Below are 23612 nucleotides of genomic sequence, written 5' to 3' on the forward strand. Positions count from 1 at the left end.
CGTCCACTGAGGGAACCGAAGCTTCCTCGCCGCCCCCACGGCGTTGTCAGACCCGTCCGCTACGTTGCGAGCATGACCCACTTCGTACTGGTGGCAGGGACATGGCTCGGAGCGTGGGCGTGGGACGAGGTGGCGGCCGAGCTGCGCTCGGCCGGGCACGACGTTCATCCGCTGACGCTGTCCGGTCTCGCCGAGAAACAAGGTGTGCCCGCCGGGCAGCAGACGCACGTGCGGGACATCGTCGAGGACGTCGAACGCCTTGATCTACGAGATGTCGTCCTCGTCGGGCACAGCTACGCAGGCGTGCCGGTCGGCCAGGCGGCCGAGCGGATCGGCGACCGGCTCACCCGTGTGGTGTTCGTCGACGCCATGGTCCCGGTCGACGGCGAGTCGGCTCTCTCGGGCTGGCCGAGCGACGAGGTGCGGGAGGCGATCGGCGCGAGCGGCTTCTGGCCGCCACAGACCGCCGAGGACTACGTGGGTCAGGGCCTGACGGATGAGCAGATCTCCCGGATAGTGAGCGGCTCGACCCCGCACCCCGGCGACACGGCGACCGAAGCGGCTGTGCTCGCGGGCGACCTCGGCGAGCTTCCGGTGACGTACATCAAGTGTCTCCTCGACGGCGACGAACCCTGGGGGGCCGCGGCCGAGCTCCTCAAGAGCGACCGCTGGGAGCTGGTGAACATGGACACCGGGCATTGGCCGATGTTCTCCCAGCCGCGCGAACTGGCGCGCATCCTGCACGAGTCGGCGACCCGCCCCTGACCCTCCCCTCCTGCCTACTGGTCGGTATGGTCGGCGTACTGCGCGTTCTCAGCGACGAGAGGCGGGATGCACGGCATGGCGAAGCACTGGGCGGACTTCCAGTACGAGATCTATCTGAACGGCATGGCGGGGGCCGTCCCCCGGCTGCCCACCGATCTGACCCGGCTGGAGGAGCTGACCGAGCAGCGCCTCGGTCCCGGTCCCGTCGGCTATGTGGCGGGCAGTGCGGGCGACGGCAGCACCGCCCGTGCCAACCGGGCGGCGCTGCGGCGGCGCCGGATCGTGCCGCGCATGCTGCGGGACGTGCACGAGAGGGACCTGTCCGTCGAGGTGTGGGGGTGCTCCCTGCCCGCTCCGCTGGCGCTGGCGCCGGTCGGCGTGCTGTCGATCATGCACCCGGACGCCGAGTGCGCGGCCGCCCGGGCCGCGGCGGCGCAGGGCGTGCCGTTCACCCTCTCCTCGGCGTCCAGCACGCCCATGGAGCAGGTCGCGGAGGCGATGGGCGACGCCGAGCGCTGGTTCCAGCTGTACTGGCCGAAGGACCCGGAGGTGGGCCGGAGTTTCCTGAACCGGGCGAAGGCGGCCGGGTTCAGCGCGCTCGTCGTCACCCTGGACACGCCGATGCTGGCCTGGCGGCCCCGCGATCTCGACCAGGCGTATCTGCCGTTCCTGCGCGGCGTGGGCACCGCCAACTACTTCTCCGACCCGGCCTTCCAGGCGGGCCTGGCCAAGCCGGTGCACGAGGATCCGAACGCAGCCGTGATGCACTTCGTCGGCATGTTCTCGGACCCCGCCAAGACCTGGCCGGACCTGGCGTTCCTCCGGGAGAACTGGGACGGCCCGATCGTCCTGAAGGGCATCCTGCACCCGGACGACGCCCGTGCGGCCGCCGACGCGGGGATGGACGGGGTCGTCGTCTCCAACCACGGCGGCCGCCAGGTGGCCGGCTCCATCGGCGCGGCGGACGCCCTGCCCCGGGTCGTGGAGGCGGTCGGCGACCGGCTGACCGTGCTGTTCGACAGCGGCATCCGCACCGGCGACGACGTCTTCAAGGCCCTCGCCCTCGGCGCGCGGGCGGTGCTCGTCGGGCGGCCGTACGCGTACGGGCTCGGCCTCGACGGACAGGCGGGCGTCGAGCACGTGATCCGCTGTCTGCTCGCCGAACTCGACCTCACCCTGGCCCTGTCCGGGCACGCCTCCCCCGCCACGATCGGCTCCGCCGACCTCACCGAGGATTCCGCATGACGCCCACGAAGAACGTCCTCGCCGTCGTCCCGCCCCATGTGGGCGGTCGTGACATCGGCGCCGGCCTCGCCACGCTCTTCCCCGAGGGGGCGGACGTCACCGTCGTCGAGGTGACCGACGAGGACCCGGCCGCCCTGCGCGCCGCGCACGTCGTCATCACCGCGCTCGCCCCGGTCACCGCCGAACACCTCGCCGCCGCCCCGGAGTTGGAGCTGGTGCAGTGCGCGAGCCACGGCTTCGACTACGTCGATGCGGACGCGGCGCGCGAGCGCGGAGTGCGTGTGTGCAACATCGGCTCCAGCGGTGCCGAGGCGCAGAACGTGGCCGAGCAGACCTTCGCCCTCATGCTCGCCCTGGCCAAGCAGATCGTCCCCGCGCACACCGCGCTCGTCGAGGCCGACTGGGCGCTCCCCCGGCTCCAGCACTCGCTGACCGAACTGTCCGGCAAGGCACTCGGCATCGTCGGCCTGGGCCAGATCGGGCGGCAGGTCGCCCGCCGCGCGACCGCGTTCGACATGAGCGTCGTCTACACGGGGCGACGCCGGCTGCCGCCGTCGACGGAGGCGGAGTTCGGCGGTGCCCGCCATGTCCCGCTCGACGAACTGCTGCGCACCGCCGACTACGTCTCCCTGCACGCCCCGCTCACCGACGAGACGCGGAACCTGCTGAACGCCGAGCGGCTGGCGCTCCTCAAGCCGTCGGCGTTCGTGATCAACACCGCGCGGGGCGCCCTGATCGACCAGGACGCTCTCGCGGACGCACTGGAGAAGGGCGCCCTGGCCGGGGCGGGCATCGACGTCTTCGACCCCGAACCCCCCACCCCGGCCCTGCGCCTGCTCCGCGCCCCGAACGTGGTGCTCTCCCCCCACGCCGGCGGCGTCACCCGCGAGACCCTCGTCCGCATCGCCCTGGCCGCCGTCCAGAACGTGACCGCCTTCCTGTCGGGCGGGGCACCGCAGGACGTCGTGAACTAGGACCACCGGCTGAGCGGCCCGGCACCGGACAACCCGGTGCCGGGCCCACTCCTACGCCTCCTCCCCCGCCAAGCCCACCGCCCGCGCCGACGGTGTCTCGATCTCCGCACTCGACAGTGACCCGGGGCTGGCCGACGCCGCCGGATCGGTCAGCCAGCGTTGCTCGTCGGAGCCGTCGCGGACCTTGACGACGATGTCGGCGCCCGCGTCCGCCGTGGTGAACGTCAGGGCGAGCCGCTCGTCCCAGCGGGGCAGCAACTCGCCCTGCACGGTGAGGTCGTAGCGCACGTCGTCGGCCCGCTTCGAGTCGTCGTCGACGCATGTGCCGAGGATCACCACTCCGGCGTCCGCATGCGAGTCCAGACACAGGTCGGGCTCCGCCACGCTGCGCAGCAGGCCGTCCTTCTCGTACGACCACTGCTGGGTGTCGTCCGAGGAGCACTCGGCCAGCTCGGTACCGGCCTTGGCCTTCGGCTCGCCCCGGATGCCGAGGCACAGCTCGGCGTCGGCGTTGCGCAGCCGCGTCCGGCGCGGGGCGTTGGGGAGCTGGGCCGTGCCGGGCGGTGAGGAGGAGACCGCGGGGGGCACCTGCGGTCCGGTCCCGCCGCCGGTGGCGGAGGCGGCCGGGGCGACCCCGTCGTCGTCCGACAGCAGCCCGGACGCGAGCATGATCGCGATCAGTCCGGCGGAGGCCACCCCCACCCCCGTGAGCAGCGTGCGGGAGCGCGGTCCACCGGGCGCCCTGCGCATCTGTGCCGGGATCCGCGGCAGCAGCCGCCGTCCGGCACCGTGCCGGGCGGCGCCTTGGGGACGGGGCCCGTCGCCCTGGGTACGGCCGGGTCTGGTGTCCAGATAGCGACGCGCGCCCCAGCCGAGCACCGCCTCGGCGATGAGCACCCCCAACCCGCCCTCGAAATGGCTCAGTTGTTCGGCGGCGTTGCGGCAGTAGCGGCACTCCGTCAGATGCTGCTGGACATCCGGCAGCAGTGCCCCGCCCCGGCGAATCGGGACGTCGAGGAGGCGGTTGTAGAACCGGCAATCCTTCGTCGGCGCGAGTTCCCTATGGGCATGTACACAACCTTCGCGGAATTTATCACGCGCCTGTTCGAGTGCGGCCGCGGCCGTAACGGTATCCATGCCCAGCAGACCGGCGGGGACGCTTAACGGCTCGGCCTCGACCTCGGTGTGCCAGAGCAGACACCGGGCAAGTCCCGGAAGCGCCTGGAATGACCGGTCGGCGAGCTTCCGATTTTCGGGCGTCATGGACTTCGCGGTACGCATACCCCGACCACCCGCGGGTTTCTCCAGCTCCGGCATAACGCCTGATATTCGGTCCTCGGTGGACCACTGCCGGACCACGTCCCGCACGGCCACGAGCAGCCGGGGACGCAGCGCGGCGGCCGGTTCGCCCAGCGCCAGGCGATCGAGGACCTGGTGGAAGGCGGCAGCGGTGACCATGTCGGCGACGTCCGCCGGGGAGGCGAGACAGATCACCGCGTATTCGTGGACCGGGTGCCAGTGCCGCGCCATGAGCAGCGCGACGGACGGAGCGGCCTCACCGTCCGGACGGCCCCGCAGCCGGGCGGCGAGACCTTCGTCGGATTCCTCGGGAACCCCGCCGGGCGGGGGGTAAGGAGGGCGAGGGGGGTGGGGGGTGGGCACTGAACGGATTCCTTCCCACGCGCATGACTCAGAAGTTCCGGTCGCCGAAAAGGAGAACGACTTGGTGTGTACCTCTTCGACGCGAGCGCGGGGAGCGCGAATTCACCAACGTCCATCCGCCCGGTTCCCCACGGAACGAATGAGCCCGGCCTTTTCCCACCCCCCACGGGTAGTTCACCCTTGCACAGCACACCAATGACCAACAAGGCACTTGGGCAACATCCGCACCTTTGAAAGAAAGTCAGATACCGCGGCAACTCTCCACAGCGGCACGAGCTTTCGCCATTCCGTGCGCTCCGCGTGAAACGCGCGCACCCGCCGGAGCACCACGCGCTCCGGCCGGCCTCAGATCTGCCAGGAGCGCAGCCGGTCCGCGGCGCCGTACACATCGACCTTGCCGGAGATCAGGTCACGGGCCAGGTCGACGAGAGCACCGTAGGGCGGGTCGATGCCCACGCCGCTGACGAACATGTAGGCCACCGCGGACGCGCAGGCGAACCGGGCGTTGGCCGAGGGAAGCGGCTTGAGCAGGGCGAGGGTGTGCAGCAGCGCGGCGGCCCGCCAGGCCGGGTCGGAGTCGACGCCCAGGCGGGGCGGGTCCACGCGATGGCGTGCGACGGCGGCGACCAACGCGGAGAAGTCGTTGATCGTGGGCTGGTCCGGCAGGACCTCTTCGTGACGCTGGAGCAGCCAGGGCACGTCGATATGGATCACGGGTGCCATCGGTCAGGCGGCCCGTCCCGCGCCCTTGGCGGACGGTTCGTCGTCGGGGAAGGCGGCCGCGAACTCGTCGGCGTGCGACGCGAAGAACCGGCGGAACGCCTCGGCGCCCTCCTGCAGTGCCCGATGCCGCGCTATGTCGGCCGCTGCGGCCTCGCGCACGAGCGCCTTCATCGACGTACCGCGTTCCTTGGCGATCTGCCGCAGGTCCTCTAGCTCGCGGTCGCTGAACTCCACGTTGAGAGCTGGCATGCCCTCACGGTACCGCTCGGGTACTCCAGCGTAAATACGCGCAGGTCAAGTGTGATGTACGCCGGTACCAGGGGATGCGGAACGGCACGTCGGGGACGAGGCCGCGCCCTGCGATGTCGAGACGTGGGTCACATTCCACCGTGGGATGTCACATTCCGATCCCCGCCGGGCCTCGCAGTAGTGAGCGCTCACCGGGAGGCCCACCGCATGTCCGACATCCCCATGACCGTCACCGCCGAGGCGACCGGCGTCTTCGTCGAGCACCGTGAACTGATGTTCGGCGTCGTCTACAACATGCTCGGCAGTGTCGCCGACACCGAGGACGTACTGCAGGAGACCTGGCTGTCGTGGTCGGCGCGGAACAGGGGGGCGCCGCGGGACACGATCGCCAATCCGCGGGCGTACCTCGTGCGGATCGCCGTGAACCACGCGCTGGCGCGACGGGCCGCGATCAGCCGCCGCCGGGAGACGTACGTCGGCCCGTGGCTGCCCGAGCCGCTGGTCGCGGACGGCGCGGACGACGGTCCCGACGACCCCGCCCTGCGCACCGAGTCCGTGTCGCTGGCGATGCTGGTCGTCCTGGAGTCGCTGTCGCCGCTGGAGCGTGCGGTGTTCGTGCTGCACGAGGTGTTCGGGTACCCGCACACGGAGATCGCGGAGATCATCGACCGCAGCCCGGCGGCCGTACGCCAGCTGGCGCACCGCGCGCGGGGGCATGTGCACGCGCGGCGGCCGCTGTACGAGGCTCATCCACGGGTGCGGCGGGAGGCGACCGAGCGGTTCGTGCGGGCCGCGGTGGGCGGGGACATCGCCGCGCTGCTGGAGGTCCTCGCGCCCGACGTCACGGTGTGGACGGACGCCGGCGGCAAGCGGAAGCCGGCGGCGCTGCGTCCCGTGCACGGGCGGGACAAGGCGCTCCGGTTCTTCGGCTCGTACGGGAGGAAGGGCGGTGGGAGCCACCTGGAGCTGCGCTACCGGCGGGTCAACGGCGACGACGCGGTGGTGCTGTTCCAGGGCGGGGAGCCGTACGCCGTCCTGGTCCTGGACCTCACGCCGGACGGCGAGCGGGTGTCCGGTGTCTACGTCGTCAGCAACCCCGACAAGCTGACGCACGTGCGCCGGGAGGAGGCGTGAGCGCCCGCGAGCTGCCCGGCCGGGGTGAGCGGGTCGCGGACTGGTTCGACGGGCGTCTCGGTATCCACTCCCTCGGCCGGAGGTATCTGCGCAAGGTCTTCCCGGACCACTGGTCCTTCCTGCTCGGCGAGGTCTGCCTGTACAGCTTCGTCGTCCTGATCCTGACGGGCGTGTACCTCACCCTCTTCTTCCACCCCTCGATGAACGAGGTGACGTACCACGGCAGTTACGTCCCCCTCAACGGCGTCCGCATGTCCGAGGCGTACGCCTCCACGCTGGACATCAGCTTCGACGTGCGGGGCGGGCTGCTGATGCGCCAGCTGCACCACTGGGCGGCGCTGGTCTTCGTCGCCGGGATGCTCACCCACATGATGCGGCACTTCTTCACGGGGTCGTTCCGCAAGCCGCGGGAGGTCAACTGGCTGTTCGGCTGGTCCCTGCTGTTCCTCGGCCTCTTCGAGGGCCTGTTCGGCTACTCGCTGCCGGACGACCTGCTGTCGGGGACGGGTCTGCGGTTCGTGAACGGCGCGCTGCTGTCCGTCCCGGTCGTCGGGACGTATCTGTCGATGTTCCTGTTCGGCGGGGAGTTCCCGGGCCATGACGTCGTGGCCCGCTTCTACTCCCTGCACATCCTGGTGATCCCCGGCATCATGGCGGCGCTGGTCGTGGCGCACGTCGTGCTGGTCGTGTACCACAAGCACACCCAGTTCGCCGGCCCCGGGCGCACCGAGCGCAATGTCGTCGGCGCCCCGTTCATGCCGGTGTACCTGGCGAAGGCGGGCGGCTTCTTCTTCCTGGTCTTCGGCGCGCTCACGCTCATGGCGGCGGTGGCGACGATCAACCCGGTCTGGACGTACGGCCCTTACCGCGCGGACCAGGTCTCCACGGGCGCCCAGCCCGACTGGTACCTGGGCTTCGCCGAGGGGCTGGTCCGGATCATGCCGGGCTGGGAGATCACGCTGTGGGGTCACACCCTGGTGCTCGGCGTCCTCATCCCGATCGTCGTCTTCCCCCTCCTGCTGGTCTTCATCGGCGTCCACCCCTTCCTGGAGGCGTGGCTGACGGGCGACAAGGACGAGCACCATCTCCTGGACCGTCCGCGCAACCGCCCGGTCCGCACGGCGATCGGCGCGGCCTGGATCAGCCTCTACCTCCTGCTCCTGGCGGGCGGCGGCAACGACATCGTCGCGACCCGGCTGCACCTGTCGATCAACATGGTGACCTGGACGATCCGGATCGCGGTGTTCGTGGTCCCGGCGGCCGTGTTCGTCATCACCCGGCGCATCTGCCTGGGCCTCCAACTCCGCGACAGGGAGCGGGTGTCGCACGGCCGCGAGACGGGTGTGATCAAGCGGTTGCCGCACGGCGAGTACGTCGAGGTGCACGAGCCGCTCACCCAGGCGCAGGTGCACACCCTGAGCGCCCACGAACGGCCGGGGGAGCTCGTGCGACGCGACTCCTAGCACTCCCCCGCCCTGTCCGCCGCCCGCTGTGCCGATCCTCTTCCGCAGCGGACCCTGACCCCTAATCTTGTGTCACGGGCGTACAGCGAGCCGTCGGACAGGGCAAGGGAGCGCGCCCCGGGCGGGCGCCGGAGGGGGGGACCTCCTTGTGCGAGGAGATCGAGGACCGCATACGGCGTGCCGCCGTGGACGTCCTGGTGGGCAGCGACAGCCTGCGCTCGCCCGAGGACCGGGAGCAGTTCCTGGACCTCGTACTCGACCGGCTCAGGCGCACGGGGCGGCTGCCCCGCCACACCATCCCGCGCAGCCAGTTCGTCGCCCTGCTGCTGTTCTGCATGAAAAGCCCGCTCGACGGCCGCGGACCGGACGGCCTCGCGTGCCTCGCGGCCGTCCTCGACCTGCTGGACCCGGGTTCCGCGGAGTCGCTGCAGATGCTCCGGCTCCGTGACGAGTGGAAGGCCGCGCGGACACTGCCGGCCGAGTTCACCGAGTCCTGGGGCCTGTTGGCCCAGTCCCTGCTGTCGCTGCGGCTCACCGCCGACGAGCGCCGACGCCTGGTGGGCCAGGCGACCCTGTCCCGATTACGCGTCCTCCCCGACCACTCCACCACCGCCTGGTCGGACTTCCTCTACCTGGTGGGCCAGAACACGGCACCGGGGCAGGTGCCGCCATGGATGGCGTACCTGGACGAGGCGTCGGCGTGGATGGACGCGGCGCACCGCCAGGAGGTCCGCGCGATCAACCGGCATCGCGCCGTGCGCTGGGAGTTCGGGGACGCCCTCGACCGCAGACGGTACGTGCGGCCGGCCGAGCGCCGGCCCGTCACGCACGACGAGCACCTCGCCATCCGGATCATGCCGGCGCCCTTCGACGAGGGGCACTACACCGTGTCCCACTGGTTCCACTCCGACGCCCGGGGACCGGACTTCGAGGGGCGCCGTGACAGCTCGGTGATCCCGTTCGCCGATCTCCAGCGCACGGTCAGCGAGGTGATCTCCGAGGTGGAGCGGGCCGAGGGCGACCGGCCGGGACAGCTGCGACTGGAGTTCGTGCTCCCGCTGGAACTGATCAACCTGCCCGTCGAGTCATGGCCGTTGGACGCCTCCGAGGAGTCACATCTGCTTCTCGGCATGAGCTATCCGGCGGTGGTGATCCGGAGTCTGGACCGGCTGCTGGACCAGCGCTGGCACGGCTGGTGGCGGCTGCGCTGGCAGAAGCTGCGCCAGGAGCCGACGACCAGCTCCGTCTACATGAGCATCCCGAACAACAGCCCCCAGCATCCGCACCGGGTCGCGGCCGGGCTGCTGGACGAGGGGCACGTGGCGGCCGTGCTGAGCGAACCGCCCGAGGCCGGACGGGCGCACGGCTGCCTGGAGTTCAGGACGGCGCTGCGCACGGGGTACCCGGTGGTCGTGTGGCACCGGACGAGCGAGTCGACGACGGAGTTCCGGCAGGTGCTCAGCGACCTGTTCGCCGGCGGCTTCGCCGATCTGCTGCCGCGGATCACCCGGTTCCGCCGGCAGGCCGCCGCGCTCGGCTCCGGAACGCCGGAGCACCACATCGGCCGGCATCTGGCGGTGCTGTGGGACGACCCGGACCGCAAACCGCTGTGACCCGGTCCCCTACCCCGGACCGGCCGCCCGCGGCCGGTCCTCGCAGGAAGGATGCGCCCATGGACTCCTGGTGGCTCTACCGGGGCACCGGCGTGCCGCTGAGCCAGGCCGAGCGCGACCGCCGCTGGCCCGCTCCGCCGCCGTGGCGGACCTACTCCGGCGCCCCGGAAGAGCCGCCGCCCCTCCCGCAGGACGAGGCGGCCACCAGGATCCTCGGCCCTGTGGGCACGCCGTGGGCCGCCGATCCCGACGAGGTGCTGCGGGTCAACCTCGCGCTCCGGCTGCGCCGTCCGCTGCTCGTCTGCGGCGAGCCGGGCTCGGGCAAGTCGGCGCTGGCGTACCGGATCGCGCGGGAGCTCGGTCTGGGGCCGGTGCTGCGCTGGCGGATCACCGGCGGCAGCACCCTGCGGGACGGGCTGTACGGCCCCGCGGGCGCCGGTTCGGTGCGCCTGGGCCCGCTGGGGACCGCGCTGCTGCCGCGTCGGCTGCCACGCGTCGTCCTGGTCGACGACCTCGACCGGGGCGGTTTCGACCTGCCGGACGAGCTGCTGGCCGTCCTGGAGGACGGCGGGTTCACCCTTCCCGAACTCCTCGGCTCCGCCGAGCGGCCGGAGGACTCCGGCACCCTCGTCCACACCTGGGAGACAGGCGGCACGGCCATGGTCCGTCACGCGCGCGTCCACTGCCACGAGCCGCCCCTCGTCGTCGTCACGACCAGCGGCGAGCGGGACCTCCCGCCCTCCTTCCTCCGGCACTGCCTGTGCCTGAACCTGCCGCCGACGGCGCGGGAGCGACTGGCCGCGCTGGCCCGGGCCCGCTTCCCCGCCGTCGCCGCGGCGGACCTCGACGCGCTGCTCGACCTGGCCACGGAGGAGTCCCGTCGGTCCGGCCCGGTGACCGGGCGGCTCCTCGACGCCCTGCACCTCGTCGAGGCGGGTGCGCCCGGCGGAAGCCGGGAAGGAACGGAGGACGGGGAGGCAGCCCTCGACGCCGTCTGGCGGTGGGTTGCCGTGGAGGGGCCATGACATCCTTCGACGGCCGGGACGGCGTTCCCCTGAGCCGGGCCGCGAGGGCTCCGTGGGCAGACCCCGGCCGGTGGACGGACATCACCGACCCTCAAGGCACGCTGCGTGCGCTGCGCCGGCTCCGGAAGGTCCCGGTACACCGCCCCCGGGACGCGGTGGTGGCGGTGGACAGCGACCTCGGTATGGCGGTCTGGCACGACACGGCCGCGGAGTTCACCGAGCTGCTGCGGCGTTCGCGTGCTTTCCGCCGCGTGGACCGGTGCGCTCTCCAGGGGCGGCCGCCGGGAGGCGGTCCCACCGCATCCCCGGGGCGGCTGACGCTGGTGGTCACGGACGGCAACGCACCCGGCTGGCGCACCGGTGCGCTGGGGCGGACCCTGCACCGCTGGGCGCGGACCGGCCCGCTGGCCGTCGTCCACCTGCTGCCCTACCAGGCGTGGCCCGAGGCCGGCATCCCGACCTGGCCGCTGTCGCTGTGGTCGGCGGGCGCCGGGGCGCCGAACCGCGGACTGGGTACGCGACCGCGGTCACCCGGGCTGGGCACGCCCGGGGAAGCGGCGGACGGCACCTCGTATCTGCCGGTCCCCGTGGTGGAGTTGGCCCCCCGCAGCCTGGAGTCGTGGGTGCGGCTGGTCACCGGGCCCCGCGGGACGTCGGTCCGGCTTCCGCTGACCTTCGCCGCCACGGGCCAGGGCGGCACGCCACCGGAGCGCACCCCGTCCGAGGCCGCCGAACGCGTCGCCGCCTTCCGACGCTCGGTGTCGCCCGAGGTCCTGGCGCTCGGCCCGCTGATCGCGGCGACCCCGCTGGCGGTCCCCATGGTGCGGCGGGTGCTGACCCGGCTGCGGCCACGGGCGCGGATCTCCGACTTCGTCCAGTTGCTCACCCATGGACTGATCCACCCGGTCGCCGGCCCGCCCCCGGCGGCCGTCCTCACCGGTCCGCGCATCGCCTACGCCTTCGCGCCGGGCGTACGGGGCGAACTGCTCGCGACGGGGCGGACGGAGGAACTGCATCAGGTCGTCGATCTGGTCGAGGAGGCCCTGGGCCCCTCGGCCCGCGGGCTGTGGCGGGTGCCCGAGCTCCTGGCCGGACGGGACAGCCCGCCGCCGCGCAGGGCGGACGAGGAGACACGCGCCTGGGCCGAGGCCGAGATCGCCGTACTGCACGCGCTGTCGGGTCCCCACGCCGCTCAGGCACGCGCTTTGGAGCGCGAGATCGTGGAGGCCGGGGCCCTGCGGGTCCACGCGAGCCCGGCCGAGGCCGCCGGTACAACACCGACACCACCCCATTCGCACCTCCGGAAGCAGGAGGCACTGGTGAACGAGCCGAGCAACGGACCGCAGCCGCGCACCGACGTCCCGCCCGGCGGGCCCTCGGGTCCGGCGGACCGGCGCGCCACCCGCGGCACCCCGGACGTCTGGGGCAACGTACCGCCGCGCAACCCCAACTTCACCGGCCGCGAGGACCTGTTGGAGGCCCTGCACCGCAGACTGCGCAGGGAGAAGGCGACGGCCGTGCTGCCCAACGCCCTGCACGGAATGGGCGGTGTCGGCAAGTCGCTGCTCGCCGTGGAGTACCTCTACCGCTACATGGGGGACTACGACGTCGTCTGGTGGATCTCCGCCGAACGCACCGCCCAGATCGCGCTGTCCCTGGTCCAGCTGGCCCCGCGGCTCGGCCTGAAGGCCGGAAGCGACGCCACCTGGTCCGTGACCGCGGTCCTGGAGGCGCTGCGGCGCGGAGAGCCCTACGACAACTGGCTGCTGGTCTTCGACAACGCCGACAGCCCCGAGGCCGTACGCCCCTACTTCCCTTCCGGAGGGCCGGGCAACATTCTCGTCACCTCGCGCAATCCGCAGTGGGCGAGCGTCGCCAAGCCGCTGGAGGTGGACGTCTTCCGGCGGGAGGAGAGCGTGGACCTGCTGCGCCGGCGCGGCCCCGACATCAGCGACGACGAGGCCGACCGCCTGGCCCAGGCCCTGGGCGACCTGCCGCTGGCCATCGAACAGGCCGCCGCCTGGCGGGCCGAGACCGGTATGCCGGCGGACGAATACCTGCGGCTGCTGGACGAGAAACAGATCGACCTGCTCGGTCTCGCCGCCCCCCTCGACTACCAACTCCCCGTCATCGCCGCCTGGAACGTCTCCCTGGACCAGCTGGAGACGAAGAACCCGGCGGCCATGCAGCTGTTGCAGCTGTGCGCCTTCTGCGCGCCCGAGTCCATTTCCCGCAACCTGTTCGCCGGACGCCGGGGCGCCACGATCACCCCGCAACTCGACGCGGTCCTGCAGGACCCGATCCGCCTCGGCCAGGCCATCCGGGAGATCGGCCGGTACTCGCTGGCCCGGTTCGACTTCCGCACCACCTCACTCCAGATGCACCGGCTGGTCCAGGCGGCGCTGATCTCCCGGATGACGGACGCCGAACAGCAGCGCATGCGGCACGGCACCCATCTGCTGCTCGCGGCCCACGACCCGACCGACCCGCACGACGTGAGCCACTGGCCGCGCTACAGCGAGCTGTACCCGCACCTGATCGTCTCCGAGGCCGTCCGGTCCACCGACCGGTGGGTGCGCACCCTGATCGTCAACGAGGTGCGGTACCTGTGCCGTTCGGGGAACTACGACGCCGCGCTGCAACTGGCCCGGTCCGCCTACGACTCTTGGCGGCAGGACGGCGGGGAGGACGACTCGCAGACCCTGGAGGTGTCCCGGTGGCTGGGCGTCGTGCTGTTCAGCATGGGCCGGTACGCCGAGACGGCAGCCGTCAACGACCGGGTGCTGGACGCCTACCGGCGCACGGTCGGCGAGGACCACGAGGACACCCTCGCCGCGCTGGGCAACGTGGCGATAGACCGGCGGGTCAAGGGGAACTTCACGTCCGCCCTGGAACTGTCGGAGGCGGTGCACCAGCGCTATGTGCGGCTGCTCGGCCCCGAGGACCCCGAGACCCTGCGGGCCGCCCACAACAGGGGCGTCAGTCTCCGTCTCACCGGGGACTTCGCGGGCGCGCGCGAGCTCGATGCCGCGACCTGGGACAGCAAGCAGCGCCTCTACGGCCAGGACCACGTGGTGAGCCTCGTGACGTGGCTGAGCCTCATCCTCGACATCCGTGAGCTGGGCGACTACCACACCGCGCTCGCCTATCAGCGGGAGCTGACCGAGCGGGCCCTGCGTCTGCTCGGTCCCGACAACCCGTTCACCCTGTCCAGCCACCGGCACCTGGCGGTGGCGCTGCGCAAGGCCGGCCTGCACGAGGAGGCGCGGGAGACGGCCGAGCGCGCCCAGTCCGCCCTGGTCCGCCGGTACGGCGAGAACAACCCGGGTTCCATGGCGTCGACGCTGGAACTGTCGATCGACCTGCGGCACTCGGGCGAGCTCACCACGGCGCGCGACCTCGGTGTGCGGATCCACCGGCAGTACGCCGAGGCCTACGGGCCCGCACATCCGCACACGTTGTCGGCCGAGGTCGACCTCGCCATCACGCACCGGATGCTCGGTGACGCCGACGCCGCGCGTGCCACCGACGAGCGGGTGCTGGCGAAGTTCCGCCAGGCCCTCGGGGAACGTCATCCGTCGTCCGTGGTGTGCGCGACCGATCTGGCCGGCGACCTGTACGCCCTGGGCGAGTACCCGGCGGCCCGGGAGCTGGACGGCGAGGCCCTCGCTCTGTCCACCGAGGTACTCGGAGCGGCCCACCCCTCCACTCTGGCCTGTGCCGCCAACCTCGCGCTGGACCTGGAGGCGTTGGGCGAGCGGGAGGAGGCGGAGCGACTGCACCGTGCGACGGCCGAGCGGCTCAGGCAGTCGCTCGGGGCGGATCACCCCGTCGTACGTCGGGCCGTGGCCGGGGAACACCGGGTGGACTGCGACATGGATCCGCTGCCGCTCTGAGCGCCGGGCGGGTTGGCGGCGCCGTCCCAGGCGCGGGCCAGCCAGTCGGCCAGCTCGACCGGCGGTACGGTCCTTCCGGACCGCCGGGCGATCGCACCGGAGACGGCGCGCAGCAGTTCCGGCCGTTCCCCCAGGGCCCGGTGCCCCACGCCCGCCGCGCGGTGGGAGCGGCCGGCGAGGAGCAGTGCGAGTCCGCCCCAGGAGACGGGCCGCACGGCGGTGGACGCCTCCCTGGCGTACAGGGCCTCGGCCTCCGCCAGATCGCCGCCCACGTAGGCCAGGTCGGCCGGGGTGGCGCCATGGAGGTGGGCTCCGGTCGGCGGGGCTCCGTCGCGGGCGGCGGCGAACGCGGAAGGATCTGCGATCTTCAGGCGGAGCAGATGCGCGACGACGTCCAGTCGGCGGCCCTCGGGGTCGGTGCGGACGGTTCCGCCGGCGTCCGTGGCGACGGCGCCCGGCGGTTCGGCGCCCCTCGTCCAGGAGTCCGCGGCCGCCCGCACCGTCTCCTCGTCCGGTACCACGTGGTGGGCGCGCCAGGCGGCCCGTTGGTGGGCGGCGGCCCGGTCCGCCATCCGGACGGCCGACTCGGGCAGCGCCTCGTCGTCCCAGGACCGGACGTCGGCCAGCAGGCCGCGCACGAGAGCCCGGCCGGTCGCGTTCAGGGCGGGAAGGGCGTCGAGCGCCTCCAGCACGGCACGGGACTGGCTCCGCGCCAGGGCGAACTCGAACCGGGCACGCCGGCCCGCGCTTCCCGTGTCGCGGGCGCAGCGCGTGCGCCAGAACGCGGCCACGCCGGAGAAGGCGAACGCCCCGTGCAGGACACCGATCAGCGGCCTCGGGTCGTCCCGCCAGGGCGCGTGGTAGAGGTCCGAGCAGTCATCGGTGAGCGGTGTCAGGTGCATCAGCCCGTTGAGCAGGGTGTGCCGGAACTCATGGACGAGGGTCACCGCGCACTCCACGGTGTCCTCGTGGCCGGGGCCGTCGGTCCCCGGCTCGGAGAGCATCACGCACCCGAACGCTTCCGACGCCGAGGCACTGTGGGTCCGGAACCGCTCGCCCGGCGGCATCGGCACCAGAGAGAGCAGGCCGGCGGAGAGCGCCCGCGCACGCTCGCGGTGGTCCTCGACCAGCAGCGCCCAGGCCCGGTCGAGCGCCTGCTGCCAGCGCCGCACCGCCGCCTCGTCCAGCCGGGCCGGCCTCGCCGTACCGGCGACGACGGGGTACAGGGCCAGGTCGTCGACGGTGAGAGCGAGAGCGAGGCCCCGGTGGCTGGTGGACAGTCGGCGCATGCCCCACCAGCCCGCGCCGTCCCTGGTGGCATCGGCCGGCACGTCCACCACGGGCCCACCGTCCAGCCGGACTCGCGCCGCACCGCCGTGCGCGCTGACCTCGGCCACACCCCACGGGTCGGGGGTGGCGAACCGCGCCTGGCCCAGGCAGGGCAGAAGTACGGCTCCCTCCCGGGCGGGTACCGGCATCCGGAAGTCGAGCCCGGCGAGGACGGCGCCGGCCGCGGCCAGGGCGTGCAGCTGCCCGATGTCGGACCACAGCGGGGCGTCGTCGGCCACCGAACCGCGCAGCCTGCGCAGCACATGCGCCGCCCAGAGCCCGGTCTGTGGGTCCATCAGCAGGCGACGTACCGCGTCCGGGTTGCGGCGTTGGGCCCGCGCGAGCAGCTCCCACGCCTCCCGTGCCGGCGCCAGCGCACCGACCGCCGCCGGCCGGGCGGCGACCTCGTCCACCAACAGGCGCAGCATCAGCAGGCGTCGGCTGTACTCGGCGTCGAGGAGGGCGTACGTCACCTGGTGGCGTTCACCGGTGGAACAGAGCAGCCGGAGCAGGTCGTCGTCGAGGCGGTGACGGCTCAGATGACTGCTCGTGGATTCGTGGTCCCGGACCGGACTGCGGTCAGCCTCCCTCACTGCCGCCCCGGGTGCTGAACTGCCGGTCGACGCTGTCGAGCAGCACGTCCATCGCGGGCCGCAGCGCCGCGTGGCTGACCTGGGGAAGGTCCTCCAGCGTCAGATGGGACAGACGGGGCAACCAGGAGTCGACGCTCGCGGACTCCGCCGCTTCACGGGGCTCGTACATGGGGCCCGATGCTACGTGGCCGACCGCCGGTATGTATAAGCGGCGTGACCGCGCATCAGGCCCCATGCCGGTCGCGCGGTCCGGCCGTCTCGACGATCAGCCGGTGCACCCGCTCGGCCTCGGGCCCCCCTCCCGCGCACAGGAGCACGGCCTCCGCCAACTCCCCGAGCGCTCCGAGCCGGCGCGCGCAGACGCGCAGGATGCTGATCGTGTCCAGGCGCGGTCGGCTGTGCCGTGGGATGGCCGCCCGGACGCCGATCCTGAGCAGCCCGAGGATCTCCTCCCGTCCCTGGGGTTCCACGAACTCCTCGACCGCCAGCAGGGCGTCCGTCAGGATGCGCAGGCGGTCCGGGGTGAGGTCGGTGAGCTGCTCGGGGCCGCCTGCGTCGGGGTGCCCGAGGGACAGGAGTTGGCCCTCGTCGCCGTCCCAGGTGCGTGACCACACGTAGGTGGGAGTCTGCTGCGGCAGGCCCGCGGCACGCAGGTGGGTGAAGCGGTCGCGCAGGCGGTCCATCACCGCGCCGGGGTCCGGTGGCCAGCCGGCGCTGTCGGTGAGTACGGCCAGTGCCTCACGGCTGAACAGGCCGGTGCGGGACGGGGTGAGGTTCGCGGCGGCCTCGCCGGGCCGTACGGCGAAGAGTACGGCCTGGTCGCGCGCGGTCAGCGGGCTCGCGGGGCCGTAGTCCTCGTGCGGGAGCAGGCGCCGCGTCCGCCACGGATCGCGCAGGCTCTGGCAGGCGTCGACGAGCCAGATCTGGCGGGGATGGCCCGGCGCGGAGCGGTAGTACGTCAGGAGTGCGTCGAAGTCCAGGTTGAGCGGGTCGTGCACGGTGGCGTCCGCGTAGAGGAGCCGGCGTCGCCCCTCGGCGTCCACCACACCATGGCCGCCCCACACGACCCACAGCAGATCGCTCGGCGCCGCCGTGACGGTTCGCAGCAGGGTGCGGTGCACGGTGGCGCGGTCGGCGTCAAGGACGGTGTACGGCAGGTCGTCCGCCTCGGGAGCGTTTTCTGGCAGCGCGGACAGCAGTGCGGTGATCCGCTCGGGCGGCACACCCCGGGCCATGAACCACCGCGCGAACCGCAGCGCGTCGGCGACGGGCCCGTCGAGATCCCATCCCGCTCCCGCCTCGTAGCGGTCGATGCCCACGACGACGACGGTCGTGCGGCGCGGGTCGGCCCGCGGAGCCGGCGAGTTCATACCCTCAGTGTGCCGCCCGAGCGGCTTCAGCGCGTCACCCTTGGCCCGCCACGAAGGACGCCATCCGGGTCAGGGCCGAGTTCCAGTTGATGGTGTGCTCGTTGGTCGACCAGGACTGGATGTCGTCGATGTAGCAGAACTGGCCGACGCAGCCCTGGAGTTTGCTCTGTGCGTAAGGGTCCTGGATGCTCGAGTTGGGGCCGCCGGCGAGCGTGCCGGCCGGCGGGTTCGGCTGGCTGGGGTCGAGCTGGTGGGCGTACCAACGGGCGTGCTGATTACGGGAGTTGACCTCGCCGTAGCCGGTCACGTACGAGATGTTCAGCGCGTTGCGGCCCAGCAGGTAGTCCATGCTCTGCAGCGCGCCGTCCCGGTACTTCGAGGCGCCCGTGATGTCGTACGCGGTGGCGATCACGACGGCGTTGTGCAGGATCTGGTGATTGGAGCCCCAGTCGTAGAGGTTGCCGGTCGGGGCGTAGGGCATGCCGTACGGCTGTGACTTCAGGGTGGCCAGATAGCCGTCCGCGCCCTTGATCACGGACTGGCGCACCTTGTCCCGGCCGGGCAGCCGGCTCGGCACGGTCGCCAGGTCCAGGCGGGCCGCCGCCGCCGTCCTGGCCCAGTCGTAGCCGAGGGCGCCGAAGATGTCCGCCGTGTGGACGGGCGAGTTGAGGACGTGGTCCGCGAACTCCTTCTCCCCCGTGCTGAGATACATCTCCGCCGCGGCCCAGTAGAACTCGTCGGTGACGTTGCTGTCGGCGTACGTGCCGCCGCCGACGCCGTCGCTCTCGGAGGCGTACCGGTCGGGGTGCGCGAGGGCCGCGGTCCAGGCTTTACGGGCGGCGGCCAGGGTCTTCGCCGCGAACTCCTTGTCGTACGGCTGGTACAGGCGCGCCGCCTGCGCGGCCGTCGCGGCCAGGTTGAGGGTCGCCGCGGTGGACGGCGGGTGCAGTTCGCGCTTTTGCGGGTCGTCGTGCGGCATCAGCGGCAGGCCGGTCCACTGCTCGTCGTGGATCTTGTGGTGTGCCATGCCGGCCAGCGGCTGCCCCGCGGGCACCTGCATCTTCAGCAGGAACTCCAGCTCCCAGCGGACCTCGTCCAGGATGTCCGGCACCTTGTTGCCGCTCTCCGGGATGGCGAGCGTGCCGTCGCCCAGCTTCTCCGGCTCGCCGGTACGGGCGAGCCGTTCGCGTTCGTACGTGCTCAGCAGCTCCCACACGGAGATGCCGCCGTTGACGACGTATTTGCCGTGGTCGCCGGCGTCGTACCAGCCCCCGGTGACATCAAGGGTGTAGTCGCACACGCCCGGCTGACAGGGCACGTTGCCGTCGCCCCGGTTGGGCGCGACGTCGACGTGTCCGGCGGGGCGGGCGTAGCCCGGGCGCAGATCGTCGCGGATCGCGATGCCGCTGCGCTGGGTGTAGTAGTACTTCACGGCGTCGAGCCGCAGCCGCTCGTAGGCGGCCGTGCCGATGTCGAACGGGCGGCTCGCCTCTCCGTCGACGACCAGCGTGAAGTCCTTGCCCTGCTTGCGGTAGGCGCCGAAATCCAGGGAGTGGACGTTCTGCGCGGAGGAGGTGTCGATGCCGCGCGGCACGGTCCAGCCCTGGGCGACGACGGCGCCGGAGGCGTTCTTCAGCTGCCAGGGCAGCTTCGCGGTGGCGTCGGTGACGAGGGTGGCGTTCTTCGGCCCGGCGGGCAGATAGGCGACCTGGTTGACCCGCACCCGGGGCCCGGTGTCGGGCTCGTACACCTCGGGCGGGACGCCGCCCAGGAGCGAGGCGTCGTCCATGCAGAAGCGCCACGCCTCCGCGCTGCCGCCGAGCTGGAAGGCGACCTGGCCCTGCGGGGTGTCGACGGGCGAGGTGAAGGTGTACGCGTAGGCGTTCCCGGAGACGCTCAGCTCGGGCGTCACCTCGAAGTAGGTGTCGTACGGCGCCGCCGACAGCCCGACGATCGCCCGTACGACGTGCCCCTCGGGCGAGCCGTTCGCGGTGAAGGAGAACCGGTACGACTCCCCCTTCACCAGGGCGATGTCGTTCTGGCCGACGGCGGCGTCCCAGGTGTTGGTGGTGCCGCCCGGGACGTTCGCGCAGAGCTGCCCGTCGGACAGGCCGGCGGTGACGTTACTGGTCGTCCACCACGGCTCGGTGGTGGTGTCGAAGGTGCCGTTCTTGAGCTGCTCGACCTCTTCGGCGCCGGCCGGTACAGCGGCCAGGCCTGTGGCCAGCAGGGCCGTCAGGGTCAGCAGGGCGGTTCTGCGTCGTTTCACGTCTGGGCTCCTCGGGGGGAGGTACGGGTGACGCTCGTGATGGGAGCGCTCCCAGATGCGGACGCAGCCATGCTTGTGGGCGACATGACGCTACGTCAACGGTCCGGACGGGCGGCTTTCGGCTGAGCCCGGCGTCCGGACCGTGACGTGGCTCAGGTGGCCGGTGCCTCCAGCTTGCTGATGCGTATGGCTCCTCGGGACTCCCCCGGGTGGGCGCTGGTCAACGTCAGTCGCAACCGGGAGCCGCGTACCGCGTCGAAGGTGATGACGGTCGGCGCGTCCGAGGCGGTGGCCCAGTCGACGGCCGCCCCCTCCACCGGCACATGGCGCCGGCCGTCCCACACCTCGGCCTCGACCGACACCGGCAGCGTGTGCGTCGCGTCCACCGTGAAGGAGACCTCCACCCGGTCGAAGGTCCGCGTCCGTCCGAAGTCCACGCAGACCCAGTCCTCGGGCCGGGCTCCGTCGAAGGCGGGCAGCAGGGCCGTGGCCGCTTTGAGGAAGCCGTTGGACCAGCCGGTGGCCGGGTCGCCGTCGAGCATGGCGGCCGGGAGGGTGTTCGGGCGGCCGGAGTAACTTGCGTCCGCGTGAGGGTGGTTGACGGGCGCCGGGTGGTCCGGCTCGAACGCCGTGGCCGGGGTGAGCGCGGCCGAACGGGCGGGAGTCGTGCGCACGGTGACGTTGCCGGCCCGCAGGCCTTCGGCCCGTGCGGTCACCTTCAAGGAGCCCGCCTTAGTACCGGACCGCACGATCGCCAGCGCCTTGCCGCGGAAGGCCGTCCGCGTACTGGCCTGGTAGCGCTCGGCGCTCTCCTCCCGGCCGTTGTCGAGCCCGGCGAGCGAGCCGCCCGTCACCTCGAAGGCGATCAGGTCCTCGGCGTCGGGCACCACCACACCCCGGGCGTCGACGACCTCGGCGGTCACGAAGAGAAGCGAACGGCCGTCGGCGGCGAGGGACTTGCGGTCGGCGGTGAGCCGTAGGGCCTTCGGCGCACCGGCCGTGCGCAGCACATCGGTGGCGACCGCCTTGCCGTCCCTGCGCGCCACCGCTTTCAACTCGCCCGGCCTGTACGGCACTTTCCAGGTCAGGTGGAGCTTGCCCGCGCTGCCGTTCGGGCTGGTGTAGCTGCCGGGGTAGGGGCCGTCCGTGAAGGTCTTGTCGTCGCCGGTCGCCTCGGTCGTCTCCAGGTAGGGCCGGCCGTCGACGGTCTTCTTGGTGTCGAACGTCCGTGTGCCGAGGGACTTTCCGTCGAGGAAGAGCTCGACGGTGTCGACGTTGGAGTACGCCCACACCTCGACCGTGTCGCCCTCCCGGTGGTTCCAGGTCATCGGCAGCAGGTGGACCATCGGCTCGTCGACCCACTGGCTGCGGAACAGGTGGTACATGTCCTTCGGGAAGCCGGCCGTGTCGACCGCGCCGAAGAAGGACGCCTTCACCGGGAAGACGTCGTACGGCGTGGGCTCGCCGATGTAGTCGATGCCGGACCACAGGAACTGCCCGGCGAACCACTTGCGGTCCCGGTCCTTCTTGTGCCCGTACTCGCCGCTCATGGTCCAGGAGGCGAGGTTGTTGTCGTACGACGAGGTCGCCCGCTTGCCCGGCGTGTGGTTCTCGCCGGTGTTGAGGCGCTCGGGCTCCTGGTAGACGCCGCGCGTGGACGTCTCGGAGGACGACTCGGACTCGAAGAGGAACAGGTGGGGATAGCGGGCGTGCAACGCGTCCACCGACTTGGCGGTGTTGTAGTTGAGGCCGAGGCCGTCGAGCTTGGCCAGGATCAGATCGCCCGGCGAGCCCGGGGCGGGCACGCTGCGGTGGCGGTGGGAGCCGATGACGACGGGGCGGGTGTCGTCGCAGGCCTTGATCGCGGCGATGAGCCGGTCGGCCATGGCGAGGCCGGAGGCCGAGGTGAACTCGGAGACCTCGTTGCCGATCGACCACACGAGGACGGCGGGCGAGTTGCGGGCCGCGAGCACCATCTCGGTGACGTCCTTGTCGGCCCACTCGTCGAAGAAGCGGCCGTAGTCGTAGCGCGTCTTGGGTGAACGCCAGCAGTCGAAGGCCTCCACCAGCATCACGATGCCCATCTCCTCGCAGACCTGGATCATCTCCGGCGAGGGCGGGTTGTGGGAGGTGCGGAAGGCGTTGACGCCCATCGACTTCATGATGGTCATCTGCCTGCGGATGGCGTCGATGCTGACGGCGGCGCCGAGGGCGCCCAGGTCGTGGTGGAGGTCGACGCCCTTGATCTTGGTGTAGGCGCCGTTGAGGTGGAAGCCCTCGTCCGGGTCGAATCGGAAGGTGCGGAAGCCGAACGTGGTGCGGTAGGTGTCGGTGACCTTGCCGCCGACGCGCAGTTCGGTCCTGAGGGTGTAGCGGTGGTGCGGGGTGTCGAAGTCCCACGACTGCGGTTCGGAAACGGTGAGTTCGTGGGTCTCGGTCGCCTTGTCGGTGACGGCGACGGTGGAGGACGTACGGGCCACGGTACGGCCCCCCGGATCGACGATCCGTGAGACGACCTCGATGTCCGCGCCGGTGCCGGAGGCGTTCACCACCGAGGTCCGCACCCGTACGACGCCCCGCTCGGCGGTGATCTCCGGTGTCGTGACGTCCGTGCCCCAGCGCTCCACGTGCACCGGCTCGGTGACCACGAGGCGGGCCTCGCGGTAGATGCCGCTGCCGGAGTACCAGCGGCTGCTGGGCAGGCGGTTCTGCACCTTGACCGCGAGCACGTTCTCGGTGCTGCCGTCGGTGTGCACGAGGTCGGTGAGGTCGAAGGCGAATCCGGTGTAGCCGTAGGGGTGGCGGCCGACCTCCTTGCCGTTGCAGTAGACGTACGAGTCCATGTAGACGCCGTCGAACTCCACCGATATCCGCTTGCCCGCGAGGCCGGGCGGCAGGGTGAAGGCGAGGCGGTACCAGCCGAGGCCGCCGGGGAAGAAGCCGGTGCCGCTGGTGGTGCCGTGCTCGGTGGTCGGGGCGAACTCGATGGACCAGTCGTGCGGCACCGCGACCTCGCGCCAGCCCGAGTCGTCGTGGCCGGGCTCGGCGGCGCCCGCGTACGCGCCGGTCGGGTCGGTGATCCCGCCGGGGTTCACCAGGGCGAAGCGCCAGCCGTCGCGCAGCGCGACCGTACGGCGGCCGGATCCGGCGCCGGCGGATGCGACGGCCTCGGCGGCCCGGGCCGTTGGGGTGGTCAGCAGCGCTCCGGCCACCGGGGCGGCGCCGGAGGCGAGGAGTAACGATCTTCGAGTGACTGCCATGGCGGCTCTCCCTCATCAGGGCGCAGAAGTACTCACAACTGA

At 72.0% G+C, this 23612-nt stretch carries 16 protein-coding genes; 8 read left to right on the top strand and 8 right to left on the bottom strand.

The features are described from left to right. Positions 1-72 precede the first annotated feature (72 nt). The 3 genes from ACIREI_RS09895 to ACIREI_RS09905 all read left to right on the top strand — a co-directional run bounded on the left by ACIREI_RS09895 (position 73) and on the right by ACIREI_RS09905 (position 2984). Positions 73-765, top strand: a complete 693-nt coding sequence (locus ACIREI_RS09895; RefSeq protein WP_403329717.1) for an alpha/beta fold hydrolase — start codon at positions 73-75, stop codon at positions 763-765. Between the two features lie 75 nt (positions 766-840). Further along, positions 841-2010: a lactate 2-monooxygenase gene (locus ACIREI_RS09900; RefSeq protein WP_403329720.1), complete on the top strand. Its 1170-nt coding sequence runs from the start codon at positions 841-843 to the stop codon at positions 2008-2010. Beyond that, complete coding sequence (locus tag ACIREI_RS09905; protein WP_403329723.1) at positions 2007-2984, top strand: 2-hydroxyacid dehydrogenase; 978 nt, start codon at positions 2007-2009, stop codon at positions 2982-2984. The genes ACIREI_RS09900 and ACIREI_RS09905 overlap by 4 nt, the downstream gene beginning before the upstream one ends. A gap of 51 nt (positions 2985-3035) precedes the next feature. Here the strand turns inward: ACIREI_RS09905 and ACIREI_RS09910 are convergent, their stop codons facing one another. The 3 genes from ACIREI_RS09910 to ACIREI_RS09920 form a co-directional block, all read right to left on the bottom strand. Beyond that, the gene (locus tag ACIREI_RS09910; RefSeq protein ID WP_403329726.1) at positions 3036-4646 is read right to left on the bottom strand and encodes an RICIN domain-containing protein; all 1611 of its coding nucleotides are present in this window, start codon (positions 4644-4646) and stop codon (positions 3036-3038) included. Between the two features lie 345 nt (positions 4647-4991). Then, positions 4992-5369 carry a toxin Doc gene (locus tag ACIREI_RS09915; protein WP_128435748.1) on the bottom strand — a complete coding sequence of 126 codons (378 nt, stop codon included), beginning with the start codon at positions 5367-5369 and terminating at the stop codon, positions 4992-4994. Between the two features lie 3 nt (positions 5370-5372). Further along, a complete protein-coding gene (locus ACIREI_RS09920) occupies positions 5373-5618 on the bottom strand; it encodes a hypothetical protein (protein ID WP_093909931.1) in 246 nt (81 codons plus the stop codon). Positions 5619-5825: 207 nt separating this feature from the next. Between ACIREI_RS09920 and sigJ the strand changes: the two genes are divergently transcribed. The 5 genes from sigJ to fxsT all read left to right on the top strand — a co-directional run bounded on the left by sigJ (position 5826) and on the right by fxsT (position 14749). Then, the gene (gene sigJ / locus ACIREI_RS09925) at positions 5826-6752 is read left to right on the top strand and encodes an RNA polymerase sigma factor SigJ (RefSeq protein ID WP_403329730.1); all 927 of its coding nucleotides are present in this window, start codon (positions 5826-5828) and stop codon (positions 6750-6752) included. Next, positions 6749-8215, top strand: a complete 1467-nt coding sequence (locus tag ACIREI_RS09930; protein ID WP_403329732.1) for a cytochrome bc complex cytochrome b subunit — start codon at positions 6749-6751, stop codon at positions 8213-8215. Before sigJ ends, ACIREI_RS09930 begins: the two co-directional genes overlap by 4 nt. A 146-nt stretch (positions 8216-8361) precedes the next feature. Continuing rightward, positions 8362-9828, top strand: a complete 1467-nt coding sequence (locus ACIREI_RS09935; RefSeq protein ID WP_403329734.1) for a hypothetical protein — start codon at positions 8362-8364, stop codon at positions 9826-9828. A gap of 59 nt (positions 9829-9887) precedes the next feature. Further along, positions 9888-10853, top strand: a complete 966-nt coding sequence (locus tag ACIREI_RS09940) for an AAA family ATPase (protein ID WP_403329736.1) — start codon at positions 9888-9890, stop codon at positions 10851-10853. Continuing rightward, positions 10850-14749: an FxSxx-COOH system tetratricopeptide repeat protein gene (fxsT, locus tag ACIREI_RS09945; protein WP_403329738.1), complete on the top strand. Its 3900-nt coding sequence runs from the start codon at positions 10850-10852 to the stop codon at positions 14747-14749. The genes ACIREI_RS09940 and fxsT overlap by 4 nt, the downstream gene beginning before the upstream one ends. Here fxsT and ACIREI_RS09950 read toward each other — a convergent pair. The 5 genes from ACIREI_RS09950 to ACIREI_RS09970 form a co-directional block, all read right to left on the bottom strand. Beyond that, a complete protein-coding gene (locus ACIREI_RS09950) occupies positions 14677-16671 on the bottom strand; it encodes an HEXXH motif domain-containing protein (protein ID WP_403329741.1) in 1995 nt (664 codons plus the stop codon). The genes fxsT and ACIREI_RS09950 overlap by 73 nt on opposite strands. Then, positions 16658-16840, bottom strand: a complete 183-nt coding sequence (locus tag ACIREI_RS09955) for a hypothetical protein (RefSeq protein ID WP_403329744.1) — start codon at positions 16838-16840, stop codon at positions 16658-16660. The genes ACIREI_RS09950 and ACIREI_RS09955 overlap by 14 nt, the downstream gene beginning before the upstream one ends. Before the next feature lie 55 nt (positions 16841-16895). After that, on the bottom strand, positions 16896-18041 hold the full coding sequence (locus ACIREI_RS09960; protein WP_403329745.1) for a hypothetical protein: 1146 nt from the start codon (positions 18039-18041) through the stop codon (positions 16896-16898). Between the two features lie 34 nt (positions 18042-18075). After that, entirely contained in the window at positions 18076-20310 is a 2235-nt protein-coding gene (locus ACIREI_RS09965; protein WP_403329748.1) for a glycoside hydrolase family 9 protein, read from the bottom strand. Between the two features lie 152 nt (positions 20311-20462). Then, positions 20463-23570 (bottom strand): glycoside hydrolase family 2 TIM barrel-domain containing protein, encoded by a 3108-nt coding sequence (locus ACIREI_RS09970; RefSeq protein WP_403329751.1) that lies wholly within the window; start codon positions 23568-23570, stop codon positions 20463-20465. Positions 23571-23612 lie beyond the last annotated feature (42 nt).

It is taken from the genome of Streptomyces sp. NPDC093591, assembly GCF_044764885.1.
Lineage (GTDB): Bacteria > Actinomycetota > Actinomycetes > Streptomycetales > Streptomycetaceae > Streptomyces.